Annotated in this window: 16 protein-coding genes and 3 tRNA genes; all 19 read right to left on the reverse strand. The window is 38.1% G+C overall.

Annotation, left to right across the window (positions count from 1 at the left end; all coding sequences use genetic code 11):
* Positions 1 to 13: 13 nt before the first annotated feature.
* The gene (pckA, locus tag NXG62_RS04085) at positions 14 to 1,651 is read right to left on the reverse strand and encodes a phosphoenolpyruvate carboxykinase (ATP) (RefSeq protein ID WP_427113704.1); all 1,638 of its coding nucleotides are present in this window, start codon (positions 1,649 to 1,651) and stop codon (positions 14 to 16) included.
* Between the two features lie 206 nt (positions 1,652 to 1,857).
* Positions 1,858 to 2,718 carry a LysR substrate-binding domain-containing protein gene (locus NXG62_RS04090; protein WP_322351602.1) on the reverse strand — a complete coding sequence of 287 codons (861 nt, stop codon included), beginning with the start codon at positions 2,716 to 2,718 and terminating at the stop codon, positions 1,858 to 1,860.
* Between the two features lie 594 nt (positions 2,719 to 3,312).
* Positions 3,313 to 4,299, reverse strand: coding sequence for an alpha/beta fold hydrolase (locus NXG62_RS04095; RefSeq protein ID WP_427113706.1), 987 nt, complete (start codon positions 4,297 to 4,299; stop codon positions 3,313 to 3,315).
* Between the two features lie 79 nt (positions 4,300 to 4,378).
* Positions 4,379 to 5,725 carry a 2-hydroxycarboxylate transporter family protein gene (locus NXG62_RS04100; protein WP_427113707.1) on the reverse strand — a complete coding sequence of 449 codons (1,347 nt, stop codon included), beginning with the start codon at positions 5,723 to 5,725 and terminating at the stop codon, positions 4,379 to 4,381.
* A 976-nt stretch (positions 5,726 to 6,701) separates the two neighbouring features.
* Positions 6,702 to 8,447 carry an L-lactate permease gene (locus NXG62_RS04105; RefSeq protein WP_427113708.1) on the reverse strand — a complete coding sequence of 582 codons (1,746 nt, stop codon included), beginning with the start codon at positions 8,445 to 8,447 and terminating at the stop codon, positions 6,702 to 6,704.
* A gap of 902 nt (positions 8,448 to 9,349) precedes the next feature.
* The gene (locus NXG62_RS04110; protein WP_427113709.1) at positions 9,350 to 10,696 is read right to left on the reverse strand and encodes a B12-binding domain-containing radical SAM protein; all 1,347 of its coding nucleotides are present in this window, start codon (positions 10,694 to 10,696) and stop codon (positions 9,350 to 9,352) included.
* 782 nt (positions 10,697 to 11,478) lie between these two features.
* Positions 11,479 to 11,555, reverse strand: a tRNA-Arg gene (locus NXG62_RS04115).
* Between the two features lie 10 nt (positions 11,556 to 11,565).
* Positions 11,566 to 11,639 (reverse strand) — tRNA-Gly (locus NXG62_RS04120).
* 6 nt (positions 11,640 to 11,645) lie between these two features.
* A tRNA-Pro gene (locus tag NXG62_RS04125) sits at positions 11,646 to 11,722 on the reverse strand.
* A gap of 55 nt (positions 11,723 to 11,777) precedes the next feature.
* Positions 11,778 to 12,557 (reverse strand): adenosylmethionine decarboxylase, encoded by a 780-nt coding sequence (gene speD, locus NXG62_RS04130; protein ID WP_427113710.1) that lies wholly within the window; start codon positions 12,555 to 12,557, stop codon positions 11,778 to 11,780.
* Between the two features lie 58 nt (positions 12,558 to 12,615).
* Positions 12,616 to 13,101 carry a metallophosphoesterase family protein gene (locus tag NXG62_RS04135; RefSeq protein ID WP_427113711.1) on the reverse strand — a complete coding sequence of 162 codons (486 nt, stop codon included), beginning with the start codon at positions 13,099 to 13,101 and terminating at the stop codon, positions 12,616 to 12,618.
* Entirely contained in the window at positions 13,098 to 13,688 is a 591-nt protein-coding gene (locus NXG62_RS04140) for an XTP/dITP diphosphatase (RefSeq protein ID WP_427113712.1), read from the reverse strand. The genes NXG62_RS04135 and NXG62_RS04140 overlap by 4 nt, the downstream gene beginning before the upstream one ends.
* Before the next feature lie 12 nt (positions 13,689 to 13,700).
* Positions 13,701 to 14,402 (reverse strand): coenzyme F420-0:L-glutamate ligase, encoded by a 702-nt coding sequence (locus NXG62_RS04145; RefSeq protein WP_427113713.1) that lies wholly within the window; start codon positions 14,400 to 14,402, stop codon positions 13,701 to 13,703.
* A gap of 3 nt (positions 14,403 to 14,405) precedes the next feature.
* Entirely contained in the window at positions 14,406 to 14,960 is a 555-nt protein-coding gene (locus tag NXG62_RS04150; RefSeq protein WP_427113714.1) for a hypothetical protein, read from the reverse strand.
* Between the two features lie 31 nt (positions 14,961 to 14,991).
* On the reverse strand, positions 14,992 to 15,795 hold the full coding sequence (gene murI / locus NXG62_RS04155; RefSeq protein ID WP_427113715.1) for a glutamate racemase: 804 nt from the start codon (positions 15,793 to 15,795) through the stop codon (positions 14,992 to 14,994).
* A gap of 13 nt (positions 15,796 to 15,808) precedes the next feature.
* Positions 15,809 to 16,234, reverse strand: a complete 426-nt coding sequence (locus NXG62_RS04160) for an acyl-CoA thioesterase (protein ID WP_427113716.1) — start codon at positions 16,232 to 16,234, stop codon at positions 15,809 to 15,811.
* A gap of 128 nt (positions 16,235 to 16,362) precedes the next feature.
* Entirely contained in the window at positions 16,363 to 16,707 is a 345-nt protein-coding gene (locus tag NXG62_RS04165) for a YkvA family protein (RefSeq protein WP_427113717.1), read from the reverse strand.
* 14 nt (positions 16,708 to 16,721) lie between these two features.
* Positions 16,722 to 17,585: a hypothetical protein gene (locus NXG62_RS04170; protein ID WP_427113718.1), complete on the reverse strand. Its 864-nt coding sequence runs from the start codon at positions 17,583 to 17,585 to the stop codon at positions 16,722 to 16,724.
* A gap of 111 nt (positions 17,586 to 17,696) precedes the next feature.
* Positions 17,697 to 18,443 carry an SDR family NAD(P)-dependent oxidoreductase gene (locus tag NXG62_RS04175; RefSeq protein ID WP_427113719.1) on the reverse strand — a complete coding sequence of 249 codons (747 nt, stop codon included), beginning with the start codon at positions 18,441 to 18,443 and terminating at the stop codon, positions 17,697 to 17,699.
* Positions 18,444 to 18,453 lie beyond the last annotated feature (10 nt).

Consider the following 18,453-nt stretch of genomic DNA (forward strand, 5'->3'; position numbering starts at 1 on the left):
AAAAACTCCTCCTTCACATTGCCCTCGCACAATTCTCATTAAAATATGTGTTCTTCTTGACCGACGAATCTCCACTAGGACCTGCATTAATTATTTCTTTTGGCATAGTAGGATATTTCTCCATAAAATTCTCATAGAACATTTTCGCTAATTTCTTGGCAGTTCTGTCATAAGCATCTTTATCTTTCCACGTATCTCTGGGATTCATGATGCTCTCAGGCACATGAGAACAATACTGTGGCACATCTAAATTAAACACAGTGTCGTGCTTGTATGTAGCAGTATCCAATTCACCATTAAGTGCAGCCGTTATCATAGCGCGTGTATAAGAAAGCTTCATACGGCTTCCCGTTCCGTATGAACCGCCGATCCATCCGGTATTTACCAAATATACTTTCGTATTGTATTTTTCAATTTTTTCTCCCAACATATGGGCATACACATCGGGATGCAACGGCATAAAAGGTTCTCCAAAAAGTGTAGAAAAAGTTGGCACAGGTTCCGTAATTCCCTGCTCCGTACCTGCCACCTTAGAAGTAAAACCCGTCACAAAATGATACATTGCTGCATTTTTATCAAGCCGGGAAATAGGAGGCAGAACACCAAAACTATCTGCAGCCAAAAAAATAATGACTTTGGGAATACCACCGATACCAGGAATCGCTACATTAGGAATAAATTCTATAGGATATCCCACACGTGTATTTTCAGATAAGCTGTTATCATCATAATTCGGTTTACGCGTAATCGGATCAATAACAACATTTTCCACAAGACTACCAAAACGGATCGCATGATAAATTTCCGGCTCATTTTCAGGATTCAAATGAATACACTTTGCATAACACCCGCCTTCAAAATTAAACACTCCTGTATCAGACCAACCATGTTCATCATCTCCTATCAATATACGTTCAGGATCTGCAGAAAGCGTAGTCTTGCCCGTACCGGAAAGACCAAAAAAGATAGCCGTTTCTTTTGTCTTAGGATCCATATTGGCAGAACAATGCATTGGAAGGATATCTTCCTGCGGCATAAGATAATTCATGATAGCAAATACAGCTTTTTTTATTTCTCCAGAATACTGAGTTCCGGCAATAAGTACAAGTTTATCCTCATAATCAATAATAATGGTTGCTTCTGAATGAACCCCATCTATCAAAGGATCACACATAAAGCTGGGAGCAGCGATAATAGTAAAATCCGGATCTCCGAAATTCTCTAGTTGCGATTCTGTAGGACGTATTAAAAGATTGTGCATAAATAAATTTTGACTCGCATACTCATTTACAATACGAAACTTTTTTGTACTTTCCGGATCGGCACCGGCAAATCCATCAAATAAAAAGATATCTGTATTTTGCAGATACGCAATCATTTTTCCCTTTAACACATCAAATTTCGCTTTAGTAATAGGTCTGTTAACATTGCCCCAACAAATTTTGTCATGAATAGCAGGTGTATCAACAATGAATTTATCTTCTGAAGCACGGCCTGTAAATTTACCGGTATTAACAAATAAGGCACCTGTTTCGCTTATAATTCCCTCCCCCCTTTTAACAGCTTCTTCTGTCAAAACCGCAGGGGGTAAATTACGGTGTACAGATTTTAGATTATGCATTCCCAATTTTTCTAAACCAAATGTCTCCATCGCTGTTCCTCCTTCATAACTGATTTTCCTATAATCTACAGTTATACGTCAATTGAGTTATTATTCTTCCTATCTGTAGGATATCGCATGCTGCCTATACTGTAAAATACTGGGTTTCGATACTTATCCATAAAAAAATTTGATAGTTATTTTTAAAAAATAAAAAGACCTGATGGACACTAAATCCTTCAGATCTTTTACTTTTATTAAAATTCAAATTTTTTGACAAAGTCAATAAACACTTTTGCAATTCGCAGATTCACAACCTCCGGATGATATAACAACCAGGTCTTCCGAATAAGATCCTGCCCCTGTTCATCTTGAAGTTTATACGTATATATCTCATCCAACCCCCGAACAATCCGTGAAGGGACAATGCCATATCCTAATCCCGCTTTAATCATTTCCCGGCAGGTTGCCAGACGATCTACTTTCATGCTGACTAAAGGCGGATTATTAAAATGCTGCCGCCACCATTTATCAATACGCAATTTTATCATACCGTCCGTATCATAGTCAATACGTGGAAGGAATGGGATATCCTCTAATTGAAATACATGGCTAGATGCAATGCATATCGGTTCTTCATACAGCACTTCACGTGTAGAACATGCTCCGTAATCAGCACTGACAAACCCAATATGAATTTGCTGATTGTCTAATAATTTGCTAACATCCTGACTCCAGGTCGTAGTGACATTAAAATCAATATTAGGATACAGTTCTTTAAATTTCTTTAATACTTGGGGCATCGTAAACATAGTAAAATAACTGGATGCTCCAATAAATAATACACCGCGCATACTGGTATCCAAATTTGACACTTCTTCACGAATATGACGCATTTGCTGCATCATACTCTCTGCAACACGTGCCAGATATTCTCCCTCTGTTGTAAACGTAACTCCTTTATGTCCCCGATTCACTACAGTCACATTGAAACATTGTTCAATATGTTTTAGCCGTGCTGTCAATGCAGGTTGGGAAATGTATAAAAGCTGGGCCGTTTTTGTAATATTCTTTTCTTTATACAAAATATATAATATCTGCCAATCTCGATCATCCAATGGATATCCCTCCTTTTTCCTGTTTTGCATATCTTTATAATACTATTAAACGATACAACTGTAAAATTAAATACATACTATTCACAAAAAGCGATTATACCCAATGTACACAAATCTATATAATAAGTTAAAAATATATGCCTATCCTATCTGGTGCCCTCAATAGAATACATTATGCAAAAATTTTTAGTTTTATAATTTTTCTGACCACGGACTTTCTTCTTTTATATAATATACCACCCATAATCCATCTGCCAGTCTGTTACACAACAACACCCGTTATCACTACACTATACATGCCATTATTTCACAATATATACTCATTATCCCATTAGGATGCTCATTCGTACGGTTTTCTAATTCATTCTAACTAATAGATTATTCTAAAAAATAATGTTTACACGATGCTACAGTTTTTATCAAATCAGGTACTTTTTTAAAATACGTTTTACTCCGTTATACCTCAGAACAAGCTATCGACGGCTGTTGTAGAATTAACTAATTTTCTATATAGAACTTTATTTACGGTTTATTTCCCTTTATAAATAATCTCAAGTCTACCCTTTTATACAAAAAAACAATAAGCCATACAAGTTAAATTATCTTTTGTTTGTTAAACCAATCAAGAATAAGCGCAGCTACTTGAGAAGAGTTTTTATCATGCATCATCATATGTGTATTACCTTGAATTCCTATTTCAGGTAATTCCAGCCATTCTGCTCGATGACACACTCTCTTTAATTCTTGATAATATTTTTTTACTGCTTTATAATAACTTTCTGTATCGGGAATGGTTTTATTCCAAATAGTATATTCATCAAGAAAATCCCCCCAAATATACATCTGAGGTATATTTTTCAAAATGCTTAAATCATATGTTTGATAATCAGGCATAGACGATGGTTCAACAAAAACAATAGCCTTTACAAGTTGAGGATAATGAAGTGCTGTTTCTGCTGCAAAAGAACACCCTTGGCTATGCGCAATGAGTATGCACGGACCAACTTTTTGAACATATCGATCATATGCCTTTTGCGTCACATCATTGTTCGATGACCACCGGGGAATAGAATACATCATAAAAGTTTCAAAAGAATCGACGGGATATTGACTTCCGGGAAACGGTTTGCGTTGACAGGGATCATTACAATACGTTTTCCCAATACGAAAAGATTCCCATGCATGTTGATATGACCGGAAAACAGGTTCCGTTGTAAAAATTTCAGGATACCGTGCCCAAGATGCCCTGCCTCGTTCAACAGCATCAGAAATATATACATTATAGCCAGCACGTAGAAAAAACATCTGCCATCCTTCTCGGCCATCCGGTGTCGTTTCCCAGCATGATCCTGACAGACCTCCTCCATGCCATAATAATAAAGGATACTTAGCCGTAGGATTGGATAATTTGATATATTGCACATACATTTGTCCCGCCCAAAACTCACCATTCGGATCTACCATACGAGGTTTACCATTCTTAACCATTGAAGCAGAATATACTGGTAATCCTTTTAATGTAACACGTCTTCCTCCGACAAAAAAACTGCCGATTTCTTTAATACAAATTGTATGATCCATGTAAACACCTCGCTGCAAACATAATAAAGCAGTAAGAATTGAAAAGAGAAATTTCAATTCTTACTGCTTTACTAATAAATTAATTTCCTGCTAAAATACGCATTAAAGCAATCGCCATCGTAACGTTGGCAACACCGCCAAGCCGTGTAGATACTTGAGCAAACGGCATCAGTTCCAAACGCTTGCCTGCCGTTAAAATCGCAACATCACCCGTTCCGCCTTGTCCGCTGTGACAAGCCACTACCATAGCCGCTTCCACTGGATTCATATTTAATTTTTGACTGACAAACCATGCAGTTGCAATAAGCGAAGATACTGTTATTAAAATAACAACAAGATAGGCAGGATTGGTAAATACAGCGACAACATTCTTCCATGGAGTCATAGCAACGCCTACACCAAGCAGCAACGGTGGTGTAAAAAGAACAATAAAGCGAAATAAAGCGTGTGCACCTTGGTCCACGTAATCGGGTACAAGCCCGGCAGCTTTAAGACAAACCGCAGTCACCAGCATAACAATAGGTGCCGGTAATCCAATAACTGAATCCACCCATGTCCCGCCTATAAACAGGGAAAAAGCAAATAAAGCAACGTTAAGCATTTTCGTATTATCAATAGGTATTTTCTTTTTTTCTTCTTCGGCAATCGCCGCTGCTTTCAATATTTCATCATCACCGGTTTTTAATAAATTTCCATTCCCCGTATATTCAGGATGCTTTTGTCCTAACATATTCAATCCGCCGGAAATAACAATAGCAATAAGACTGCCTAACATAACACAAGGAAGAACAGAAGCAAAAATGGCATCTTGTTCCGTTCCCATGATGGAAGAATACCCCATCGAAAGAGGAAGTGCTCCTTCTCCCACGCCGCCGGCAAGTATAGGGATGACAATAAAGAAAAATGTATGATACCAGCCAATACCAAAAAGTATACCTGCTAAAGTGCCTACTGCCATAGCTACGATAGTACCAATGACTAAAGGTACAAACATCTTAAGGAATGCTTTTATTAATACATATCGATTCATACTGCAAATACTACCTACTACCAAGCAAGCAATATATACATATAAAAAATTAGTAGTTTTCATAAAGGTTACAATAGACGTGACGGCAAGTTTCGGAATCAAATCAGCATATACCAGATACGATGGCAAAAATGTTGCCATAATAACCGTACCGCCAACATATTTTAAAAGCGGGATACGCCCGCCCAGTTCCGCGCAAGCATATCCATAAAGCGCCAGCAGCGTCATGCCTCCGATAAGTCCAGACGGCATAAGACCTCTGTTTACTGCTAAAAACATACACACAAGCATAAATAAATAAATGCCCAAGGGGACGATATTGATTTTAATTCCAAAAAGCTTCGATTGAAATGTTGACCGCTCCAATACCCCATTCTGTGTCTCTAAATTTAACATAATCTAACCTCCTAAAAAATGAACTCTTTTCTAATAATTAATATTTACTTTGATCTATAGCCTTAGACGATATGCTTTATGAGTTTATAGTACTGTATTAAGACTATTTTGTAAAATATGGAATGTTGATACCCGTCCATAAAAATTTATAATAACTATTATGCTAATTTGTTATAAATAGGCAGTAGCTCATGATAAAATCATATCTTATCACATAAAATATTATTATGTATATACTCATATTTTATATTTCTACAATTTTTTAAGAAATAGCTGAATTTACGACAATATCAAAAAAACACAGATACATATAAGAGAATTATACACCTCCCACATATCTGCGCATTTATACTGTATCCAGAGAAAAAGGAATAATCTAACGGAATAGTATTAATCATTTTTTCACTTTTGGCATTCTTTAATAATTTTTAAGGATCTTTAATTTTGATATACTTTTTGTTGATAACAAACCAAACAATCACAAAAACACAGTAATAATATAATCCAAAAATTATCACTAAATATTTTATATATTAAAAACACAATGGGTATCGTTGTCCCTGTAAATGAGATAATCATTATTCTACTCGATGTGCTGTTTCCCCATCCTACTTTCAATATTTTCGCTTATCACCGCAGCGCACCCGGCCACGTTATCAGGCAATGCCCTTAAATCCGCAAGCGAAAGAAAATTATTACACGAACGATTCCACACTCTCATTATACAAAAAGACACGGACAAATTTAAGAAGGAAATACTTCATACACTTATCCGTGTCATTATATCGTACAGCCAAATGTTTTTAAAATTAACCGTAAGCATAGTAAAGGCCTTCATGCAACAATATATCACCGGCTTCCTGCAAATCATCTGCAAGGGTCTCTGCCTATATCACATGCATATCTTTTACTGTTTCGGTTTTTCGTTGTGTTTTTCTAAGTTGAAAAACCATTTTATTAAATTAAAAGTAACATATCAAATTTTATTTTTAACAGGTTTAAATACAACAGCAAATATGGCAAATAGCACAACTGTTCCTGCAAGGAACAGCGCACCCGCTTGATATAGCAAAGACGGGTCGACGGTACTTGCAGCTAAAACCTCTCCTTTAACAACCGGGATCAAGAAATTCAGAGGCCCCGCTAGCATATAAATATATATGCTGACGATCGCCAGCAGAATAATAGAGTGCTTCATGGAAAATTTATATAATTCGCCTTCTTCTCCTACGATGTTGGTAACAGCAGCTGCGATAGCAATAGATTGCGGAGAAATCATTTTTCCCAATCCTCCGCCGGCTAAATTAGCACCTACTCCCAAAAAACCAGATGAGCCGATTGCTTCAAACGCCGTTGTTTGCAGTTTGGCAAACAATGCATTCGCAGATGTATCAGAACCAGTGACAAAGGTACCGATCCACCCAATGATTGATGCAAATAAAGGAAATAATGCACCGCTGCCTGCCACAAAATATCCCATAGTAGTAATCATTCCCGAATTATTGCCCACGTATGCATATCCGAGAACAGAACCAATGACCACAAATGTCCATCTCAATTGCTTGCATGAACTAATAAAAATTTTTATGGCTCGAACCGGAGAAACCCTAAGCACAATACACGATACCAAAGCGGCCAATACAATTGCCGTCCCGGCAGCAGACAACCAATTTAAACTAAATATCATGGGCAACGCTCTATGCGTGGTTCCACTGATAATAGCATTATTTATTATTGGTACCGGGAACGCAATTGTTACAGTATTCAACAAGGCTAACACCGATTTCATACCCCAATCAGCAATCATAATAATCAGAATAATAAAAGGGCTCCATGCACGAATAACTTCCTTCATGTGAAGTTTTTCTTTATTTTCTTCAATAGGTACATCATTCTCAAATCGAAAAACAGTAGTCGGTTTCCAAATTTTCAAGAACAGCGTCATACAAACCAAACACGCAATAGAAGCCGTAATATCAGGCAAAACAGGTCCTAAAAAATAAGACGTAAATCCTAATACAAGCGCAAACGAACCGGAACAGACCATGATAGCCGGAAACAACTCCCATACACCTTTGATTCCGGACATAACAACAACAATATAAAAAGGAATAATAATGCCGATTAAAGGTAAAATCCAAGCTAATAGACGTGAAATATTAGCACTATCCAATCCTGTTACTTGTGCCGCAACTAAAACAGGAATTCCCAATCCACCAAAAGCTACCGGAGCCGTATTCGCTAATAACGCCAGACAAGCTGCATATCTAGCCCTAAACCCAAGACCAACAAGCATAGCTGCGGTAATCGCGACGGGAGTACCAAAACCGGCGGCGCCTTCAAGAAAAGCGCCAAAACAAAAACAAATCAATAACACTTGCAGACGACGGTCATCCGTAATAGAGGATATTGATTTTTTTATAATTTCAAACTGTCCGGTCTCAACAGTCAAATTATATAAAAATGTCGCTGCAAGTACAATCCACCCAATAGGGAAAAAACCATAAACGAAACCGTGAACTGCTGATACAACAGCTAGATTCAACGGCATGTGGAAAAACAACACTGCCAAGACGATTGCCACACCTGCTGTCATTAAACCAGCCCAATATCCCTTTACCTTGAGAATCACTAGCACTAAAAAGAAAAAAATAATCGGAATAAATGCAATTAACGCGGATAAAGCCATGTTACCCATTGGATCAAATACTTGCGTATACATAAAACATCCACCTCCTTATAATACTTTCTACTTTTATTATAAATAAACTATAGCATGTATAAAAATGTTTTTCAATTTTTATTTTTTTACACATATAACATAGATTATCACATCATCAATACTCATCAACACTAATTGCAAAAGATAAATTTTTTGTGATGTTCCTATCAAATAAAAAAACATTTATTTTATTTTTATGCATTTACACGTCCTATAAATCGTATTATTACAACTATCATCTCATAGAAAAATAATACAAATTCAATATATTTTTTGATTATCAACCAAGAATGTATGGGCAGTTAAAAAAAATTACAGAACCGCGTAGGAAATCACCCATTAGTTAAACAACCGACCTCTCCATCGAGTAGTCCATAGGAATTTCAGCTCTTTTCCGATGACCTCTACCCTTCTTGTATTTACACATTGTCTGTTCTTTATGAACATTCTTAGCAATGTGTATCCTAGAAAGTCAAACCCTGTATTGGGATATGTTTTTTCTATTTTAATTTTAGCAATAAATAATTTTGGGGTTCAGCGGATGCAATTCAACCTGCCTCATCTACAGGATTGGCTTCGCATAGTTTTTTGAGTTTTAGGTGGAGTGGCAGCCTTGTCCGCCTACGCCTGCCTTGTATGAAGTTTCTGTTCGTCAGACTGATTTGCTGCCGGCTTCCTTTCGATTCCACCTTGCGATGGACGCCCTTATCTTACGCTATGTGCTCGGCACTATTAACCTGCACTCAGGACTTTTACCCGTTAGGCTGTGCTCATGGGCACACCACATATAACATCCCCCTTGCCATATGGCAAGGGGGATGTTACTCATAGAACTCCGCACGATAAACAAACACTATCATGAATATAATAGTAAATAGAGATTTTTACTAGTTTATGCGGAATCATTGTAGCAAATGAAAATAATTATTTTTGCATATACGTATATCCAAATGCAGCAGAAGCAGACCAATTCTGCTTATAATCCATAATCCTAATCGACGAAAACCTGATTCTAACCCAAAAATTTTCATAATGGTAAACGACGAAGAAAAACTATAAAACTTTGCAATAGCACGAAAGAATTCCTTTTGCAATTCTTTTGCAGACAATTGTTTAGGCATAAAAGTTACATGCATCATGTCAAAACGACTCCAGTCATGAGTTATCATTCTATGTTCAGATACAAACTGTTGGTGTATAGGGGTCCCTGGAAAAGGAGTCAAAATAGCCGGCTGCAGTTGATAGGCATGTATATGTCGGCAAAATCGGACATTACGTCTCATATCCTCTATACTGTCATTGTCCAATCCCAATACGATGCTCGCAATTACTCTTATCTTGTACTTTTTCATTACTTGGGAACATTGCTTGATATCTATGACCTGCTGTTTTTTATGAACAGAATCCAAGGATTTTTGATTTAATGATTCAATTCCAATCAAAACCCGGTTCAAATGCGCCTGCTGCAAAAGTTGCAACAACTCTTCATCGCGGGCTAAATCAGTCCGGCCAAAAAAAAATGTTTCTTTAAAAATTAATCCTTCTGATAACATACGTCGTAATAACTGTTTAGCACGTTCTTTATTCGCAGTAAAATTATCATCTTCAAAGTTCATATATTGAAATCCTGCTTTTTTATAACCACGTAATTCTTCTATAACATTTTCAATACTGCGTTCACGATATGGATGAAACATCCGAGATGTGGTACAAAAACTGCAAGCAAAGGGACACCCGCGTGTAGTCATAACATTGGCAGAATCACAAGGTGTTTTCAATAAATGATAGTCCGGAAATGGTATAATATCCAAATTTCGAATACTGGGAGAATATACAATAGGAGTCGTTAATTTACCGGAAACCACATCGGCGATAACACGTTCACCTTCTCCAACTATGACTTGATCTGCATGACAAATCGCTTCTTCAGGACAAGAACTGGCATGTATACCTCCAATTATGACCCTTTTTCTTTGCCTTCTAAAAAAATCAGCCAGTTCATACGCCCGCAGCGCACAAGAAGTCATCGTATAAATTCCAATGATATCGGCATCGGCACAACACAATGAATAATTAACATCGTGATTTAACTCTTCATACACCTCTACGTTATATCCTTTTTCTTTTAAAATCCGTCCCAATATCAAAGGTCCCGTGATTGCGCTGGAATGTCCATAAATAGCCCCGCCAATCCGATATAACGCAGTACGTCGGATTGGGGCCGCCGGAACTATAAAAACAATTTTCATACTATCCACCTTCTTACATAAATACAGCTAACTATACAAAATAAAAATAGTAAACTTGTTTAATACTTATATTATAATCCCATATAATATAAGCGTCTAATCTATAATGTAACAAATCTCAATAGTCCAATATCATGCTGACTTGATTAGCAACACTTTTTGGGAGAAATTTTTAGAGGAGTAATTGCTTAAATTTCATAAGACTTTTATAGCTCAAACTTCCACGAATTGTTTTGTTGTTAAACCAATACACATATGCCGCAAATTCTGTTTTTATGATTTTAATTTGACTAAAAAAGATTATCCATAATATTTGTTCCCATACAACGTTATTTTCAAAAATAGTTGAACACCGATGACGACACCCACCCATGACAAGCTCTGTAACTATGACATTGACGGAACACTCATACCATACTGATTAGGACACCACACTCCGCTACATCAATATCATTTTTCTGATCACACCATTCAGAATTCGTAATCATGACATCTCTATTATCAATATCTTTCATTTAATAAAACATATGTTCTTTTATTAAGAAAATAAAAATCCCATGCCATATGACATGGGAGAAAAATTATGTTGCCAATCAATAATTAAATTTATAATCCGTCATTTACACAAAACAGTTCAAAACATAATGTATAAAAACTTAATAAAATAAATATTTATATATTAAATTCTAAGCACAAAAATTATAATCTTCGAAATAAAGTGCCGACAAGATGTCAAAATGCCAAAAAACGGATTCCCAAAAATGAGAGCCCGCATATCTACTTGGTGACCCAGTAGGGATTCGAACCCTAGACCCACAGCTTAGAAGGCTGTTGCTCTATCCAGCTGAGCTACTGAGTCAAATAAAAAATGGAGCGGGTGATGGGAATCGAACCCACATAACCAGCTTGGAAGGCTGGCGCTCTACCACTGAGCTACACCCGCATTTTTTGGTCGGAGCAGCAGGACTTGAACCTGCGACCCCCTGGTCCCAAGCCAGGTGCGCTACCAAACTGCGCTATGCCCCGCGAACAAATAATATTATATCAGTTCAATGAATTTTTGTCAATCATTTATCCGCAATTATTCGCGAATTGTTGGCATATTTCTTCCATTAAATACTTCTAACATTTCCTGACGCACCAATTGTCTAATCAGCTTTTTTTCCTTCGGATTTAATTCGTCTTCTGTAACATTGAACAAATAATTATCAAGATCAAATTCTTTAAGAAGCATCTTTGTATGGAAAATATTTTCCTGATATACATTTACATCAACCATATCGTATAATGTACGCGTTCGAGGCGCAATATAATTTTGAATGGAATTAATACGGTGATCAATAAAAAGTTTTTTGCCATTAATATCTCTCGTAAATCCGCGAACACGATAATCCAACGTTACAATATCAGAATCAAAACTATCCAAAAGATAGTTCAACGCATTCAGCGGTGAAATTTTTCCACACGTCGATACGTCAATATCGGCACGAAACGTACTGATTCCACGATATGGGTGACTTTCAGGATATGTATGAACCGTCAAATGACTTTTATCAAGATGACAAACCACATCGGCATCTTTTCCCTCAATAGGTTCCTCAGAAATGAGAATAGTAACGCTGGCCCCTTGTGGATCATAATCTTGGCTGGCAATATTTAAAATATTTGCACCAATAATAGATGCCACTTTCTTTAGTATCTCTGTCAATCTATCTGCATTATATGCATCGTCGATATATTCGATATACTGGCGTTGAGCTTCTTCCGTATTTGCGTAGCAAATATCATAAATGTTAAAGCTCAACGTTTTTGTCAAATTATTGAATCCATATAATTTAAGTTTATTTTTCTTAACTGTCATAATGTATTATCCCTCGTCAATAGATTTTAGCAGAGACCTGCATTGTTATCATATGTAATTACAATTCATATAATTGTACACCTACAAGAGTACTATTATCAATAGTACCAACAGCATATGTTCCTGTTTTACCATCACGCGGCAGAGAAATACTTCCCGGATTAACAATTAGTATTTTTTCTCTTTTTTCCAGCATCTGACAATGTGTATGTCCAAATACCACTAAAGAAGCTTGATGATTTTTCCCTAATTCAATTAATTTTTTTAATCGGTTATCATACCATTGATGTCCATGTATTACAGTAATGATAACTCCATCAACAGCAACATCCCGGCAATCCGGTTTCTGATACGCATACAAATCATTATTTCCTCGTACCGAATAAACAGGAACTCCCGCATAAGCCGCTAATATCTCTGCATCTTCACAATAATCTCCGGCATGTATCCAGCAAACAACTTCCGGAGCCTTTTTCACCATACATTCTATATTATAAACACAGCCATGACTGTCACTGACAATTCCTATCCGTCGCTGACTCATCGTAAATGCTCCACAAGCTCTCGCAGCGCTTTGCCACGGTGGCTTACCGTATTTTTTTCTTCTCCGGTCAATTCTGCCATACTTTTTCCTTTTTCAGGAAGGTAAAAAAGCGGATCATAGCCAAACCCACTAGTACCACTGTAAAAATCACGCAAAATTCCTTCACAAGTCCCCTTAGCGGTAATATAATGACCATCGGGCCAGACAAGCACTAATACGCAAACATAGCGTCCCGTACGTTTTTCAACAGGAAATCGCGCCAGTTCACGAATTAATTTTTGATTATTTTTTTCATCATCACAATCATCTCCGGCATATCGTGCCGAAAAAATACCAGGACGATCATGCAATGCATCTGCAATAATACCGGAATCATCTGCCAGACAAGGCTGTCCCGTCTTCTTCATATAATAAACAGCTTTTAGATAGGCGTTTTCTTCAAAAGAGTGTCCCGTTTCTTCCGGCTCCGCAATATCAGGAATTACCTCATGGATAGACTGTACTGCATAGCCCAGAGGCACCAGCATTGCCCGAAATTCGCGAATTTTACCTTTATTATGTGTAGCAAGTATAATTGTTTTAGTCATTTCATCCTTACCTTACTCTGCATCAGTTGAATCCTCGGTTTTTTTTGCTTTCATCCGTTCTTTATTTTCCCTAACGACTTGTGCATAATTTTTAATAATTACAATGGGGGTTTTTTGCGATGCATTCCCAAACGGATTGTCAATTAATATTTTAGCTATTTCTTTTGGATCCAACCCCCGCGAATGTCCTAAAACAGCCGAACGTTTCAAATCATTGACATCCGCTATGCAGGCTCCATAGCAATTCATCCGTTTTTTTATTTTTTCAGCTACTCCATCCGGATCTGCAGGTCCATAAACAATACATTTATCGAAAGGCGGCATCGTTCCTGTCACATCATCCGTCAGGGAAGCCTGCCGGCACAGCTTATAAAATACACCGTTCTTGCCAATAAGTTTGGCAAAAAAACCCAGGATAAAACAAAATAACGTTTTCCATTCACCTTCCAGCTCCATTGCAGCCTGCATACCATACAAACTAGCCATACTTCCCTCTGCTGGTACAAAACGCCGCATAAGGCGGGCCTGCCACGAAGGCGTCAGTTCCTCTGGCCGCGTATATCGCCGCTGCGTAATCGCTACTACACTTTCAGCTGAACAGATAATATCATCGGGACCTACAAGTGCAGAGGCATATTCAGCAATACTATCTACAATATCGTCTTTGTCTGTAAGAATTCTTGTTTTAACCGGAACCAGTTCTAATTCTGCCATAATCTATTTTTCCTCCCATATGCTTTTTAACGCATGCTGAACTTCTGAAGCCTTCAAGGTAATACGAGCCTTATGAATATACCATTCACTGCGCGCTACTACCTGATAAACTAAGTCAATAGACATATCGGGGAAAGTCCGTAAATCTTGTTTTATATTTCCATTTTTACTGATAAGTTCTACTGTCACACGAATGTGACCGCCCTTACCAGGAAGAATAATGACTGATTCCCAATAACCATCGTCACGTTCGGCTGCTTTGTTAGCCAGTTGAGAATGAACGATACACTTATCATATTGTTCATAGGGTAAAAGATGGCGTGGATAAAAATCCATAATAGTTCCCCCCTGCTTGCCAGTATTCCTGAAAGGAACTTCTGTTTCAAACACGGCTGTATCCGTCGAAATTTTCTTAAGAACAAATGGTTTACGCTTACGTGATTCAATAACAAAATGAGCATCGCCTTGTCTCCAGGCAAACAACCTGAAAAGCAAATAGAAAACTGCGCATATACCGATAAGTGCAACGATAATGTTAATCAATACATAAAATAACACAATACAGGACTCCTTTTAATTATATTTTATATTAGGCTAGAGAGACTTTTTCCACCGTAAATTCATGTGCCGGAATAAGATGCTGCGCAAGAGTTGCTCCCCGTTCAGCTTCCGCCGTAAAACATAAACGCAGGTATCCATGTTCCGGGCTTTCATTGAGAAGATGTGATTTTTTCAAAACATCTAATGTCTCCAATGCCATCTCGTGAGCTGGATCAACAAACGCCATATGTTCACCACACAGCTGTTCAAACAGCGGTTGAACAAAAGGATAATGTGTACAGCCAAGAATGGCCGTATCTACACCGGAAGCAACAATTGGCGCAGTATACTGCCGCAGCGGTTTCATTACTTCTTCCCCTGAGAGGATTCCTCGTTCCACTAAATTAGCCAATACCGGACAAGCCTGTTCAACAATCTCTATTTTCGGGTCTATCTGCGCTGCCATTTTCTTATGGCTGTGATTAGCAATCGTCAACGGAGTTGCAAAAACAGCTATTTTTTTCTTGTTGCTGGTTGCCATCGCCGTATACAATCCGCGGCTCATGCCGATCACCGGGTAATCCACTTCATGCTTTACTGTATCATAGGAAGTCGCTGTAATTGTACCACAGCCAATGGCAACCAATTTTACATTCACCTGTGTCATAAAACCCAATAAATCTCTTGTAAATTGAAAAATTTCTGATTTTGTTCGTTCTCCATACGGATTGCGTTTTGTATCACCGAGATAAACAATATTTTCATGCGGTAATAGCATATGCAGTTTATTGACGACCGTCAAACCACCTACACCGGAATCAAACACACCGATAGGTAAAGTAGTCTTATCCATTACTTCTCCTCCATTATTGGGCTCGTTTCTTATCTTCTTCAAATAAAGCCTGTAATCCGGCCAGCCGTTTCATGTCGAGGCGTGCAACTTTACCGGTATCTTTATAGGCAAACACATTCTGCGACGTTCCTACAGCCAAAAGTTCTCCATCTTTATCACGGCGAATACGATATGAATATACCATCTGCGCCCGGGATAATTTGATGAGACTTGTTTCAATAGCAATAACATCGTCAAAATAAATAGGTCTAATGTATTCACAGGAAACATTTTTGATAGGATAGGATATTCCTTCTTCCAATAGCTCCAGTAAATCAATGCCCGCTTTACGCATATATTCCACTCGCCCGCACTCAAACCAGCGGATGTGATTAGAATGATGTACAATCCCCATCATATCGGTTTCATAATAACGTACTTTTTCTAAAACTGTAACCATAATCTAAGACTCCTATTTACAAAAATCCACATTGTCTTTATTGTACGATGTGGTATGAAATTTGTCAAAAAAAAGGACAAAAAAGAAGGACATTTCCAACAGTTGCAGCTGTTGGAAATGTCTCGTTTTCATGACCTTCTCTTGCAGAAAGGCAGAATACGATTTGTCTTTTCCCAATGTTCCGGTTTAATATATGCTCCAGCAAAATGCATGGCTGCAGCTAAGACGGCTGCATCATCAAGCCAGCCGACTCCTGCAATTACATCCGGAACAAAATCAAAAGGAAGAATAACATATCCGATGGCGCCCATAAGAATTAATTTCATGAATTTTGGGGTATCTTCATCCTGCATACAATAAAAAATAGTAAGCAGTTTAGGCAGAAAATGCACCTTCTTACCAGTTGTTTTTAAAAATAAAATAAATTTTCCCGGTGTATAAAAACGAGCGAAAAAAGACAATAATTTAATCATGGGAATCCGCCTTCTTAGTGTCCGTTAATAATCGGTGTTTTTGCGTCTTCAACAGCCGCTTTCACTTGTTCTTCCGTTGTTTTCGGAGCTTCTGCCTCTGCTTGGACTGCATCCTTTTTAGCAGCCGCATCCATTTTTGCTTCTTGTTCTTCTATCACTTCGTCGGCCAGCGTACTACGATGGCATACATTATTCAATGCTTCTTGCCCTTTTTCTTTTATATCCATAAAAATATCCTTTGCGGCATTGCCCCATTTTTTCATGAAGTCTACCGTTTCATCTCCCAGCGGAATATTCTGCAAAGGATTATCCCGAAGCTTATCTACTTGATCCTTAGCTTTTTCTTTCCAGTCACCCATCATAGCAATATACGGTCCCATATCACTTGGCATTCCATCTTTAAGCCAACGTTGTGTTACACGCCCCAAGCTGTATGTAATCCCAACAGCAATAGGAATTTGAATAGCACTGATGGGAATAAGCGTTGTCAAAAAATTTCCGGCCATCCGGCTGCAAGTTGCACCAATAAAAGCAATGACAGCACGTTCTGATAACTTAATGCCGTATACCCGGGCGATCCTGCTTACAAGATACACTTCATTGGCCATAAGAGCCGCTGTTCCCAAAAGCGGGGCTACTACGATAACACCCGCACGGGCTGCTGCCCAGCGGCATAAGGTTTCCACCTTCAAGTCGTCATCACTTGTTGCTTCGTCCATGGTGCGAATGACTTCAAGTGAATCTGCTGGCATTGTTTCATCACTCAATACATTTTCCTTGTTTTCAGCCGACAATTTCATCTGTGCCAATTCTTCGCGAAGCTTATCTATTTCCGTCTGCATCTGTTCCATTTTCGCAATGGCTTCTTCTGTCATCATTACCACCTCATTCGGTTAATAGTATATAACACAATAATAAAAAATAACTATATGAATATATTCTCCCAAAAAGGTTAAATATCCTCTTTTTTCTTCAATTTTTCTTATGTTTTACCAACTCGTCAATCCTCCGTCGACAGGGAGAGCCACAGCAGTGATAAAAGAAGCATTATCTCCCAATAAAAATACAGCTGCTTTGGCAATTTCCTCTGGTTCCGCAATACGATACAACGGATATAGTTCTTTCATAGATTCAATCGATACCTCTGGATTTTTCTGCAATTGTCGATCCAGCATGGGCGTTGCCACATCTCCGGGACATACACAATTAACTCGCACTCCATGCGGTGCTGCTTCAAGTGCCAAGGATTTTGTAAAAGCCACGACAGCTCCTTTGGTAGCGCAATAAACTGTGCATCCCACATTTCCCTGCAGCCCAGCATCAGAACCCAACGTAACAATACTTCCCTTATTTTTTTTTAAATGCGGCAATGCATACCTGCACAACGAAATAGTACCAAATACATTAATTGTAAATAAACGAAACACATCTTCCGGCACTGTTTCTTCCAACAACTGTTCTTCATAAATACCTGCCGAAGTAATCAATCCGTCCATACGGCCAAAGTAAGCAATGGTTTTATCTACCATAGAACAGCATTCCTCATCACGCGCAACATCGCCTTGTATATATATTGCCCGTCCTGGTAGCACGGACAGCATATGAAGAGCTTTTTCTCCCTGTGTCGTACTGCGTCCATTTATCGCTACACACCAGCCGCACTTAAGCAGCTCTGCTGCGCACGCCAGACCAATACCTGATGTACCGCCACTAATAAGAGCTACCTTTTCTTTCATACGCGCCTCC

The sequence above is a fragment of the Megasphaera sueciensis genome, assembly GCF_050219315.1.
GTDB classification, from domain to species: Bacteria; Bacillota; Negativicutes; order Veillonellales; family Megasphaeraceae; genus Megasphaera_A; species Megasphaera_A sueciensis.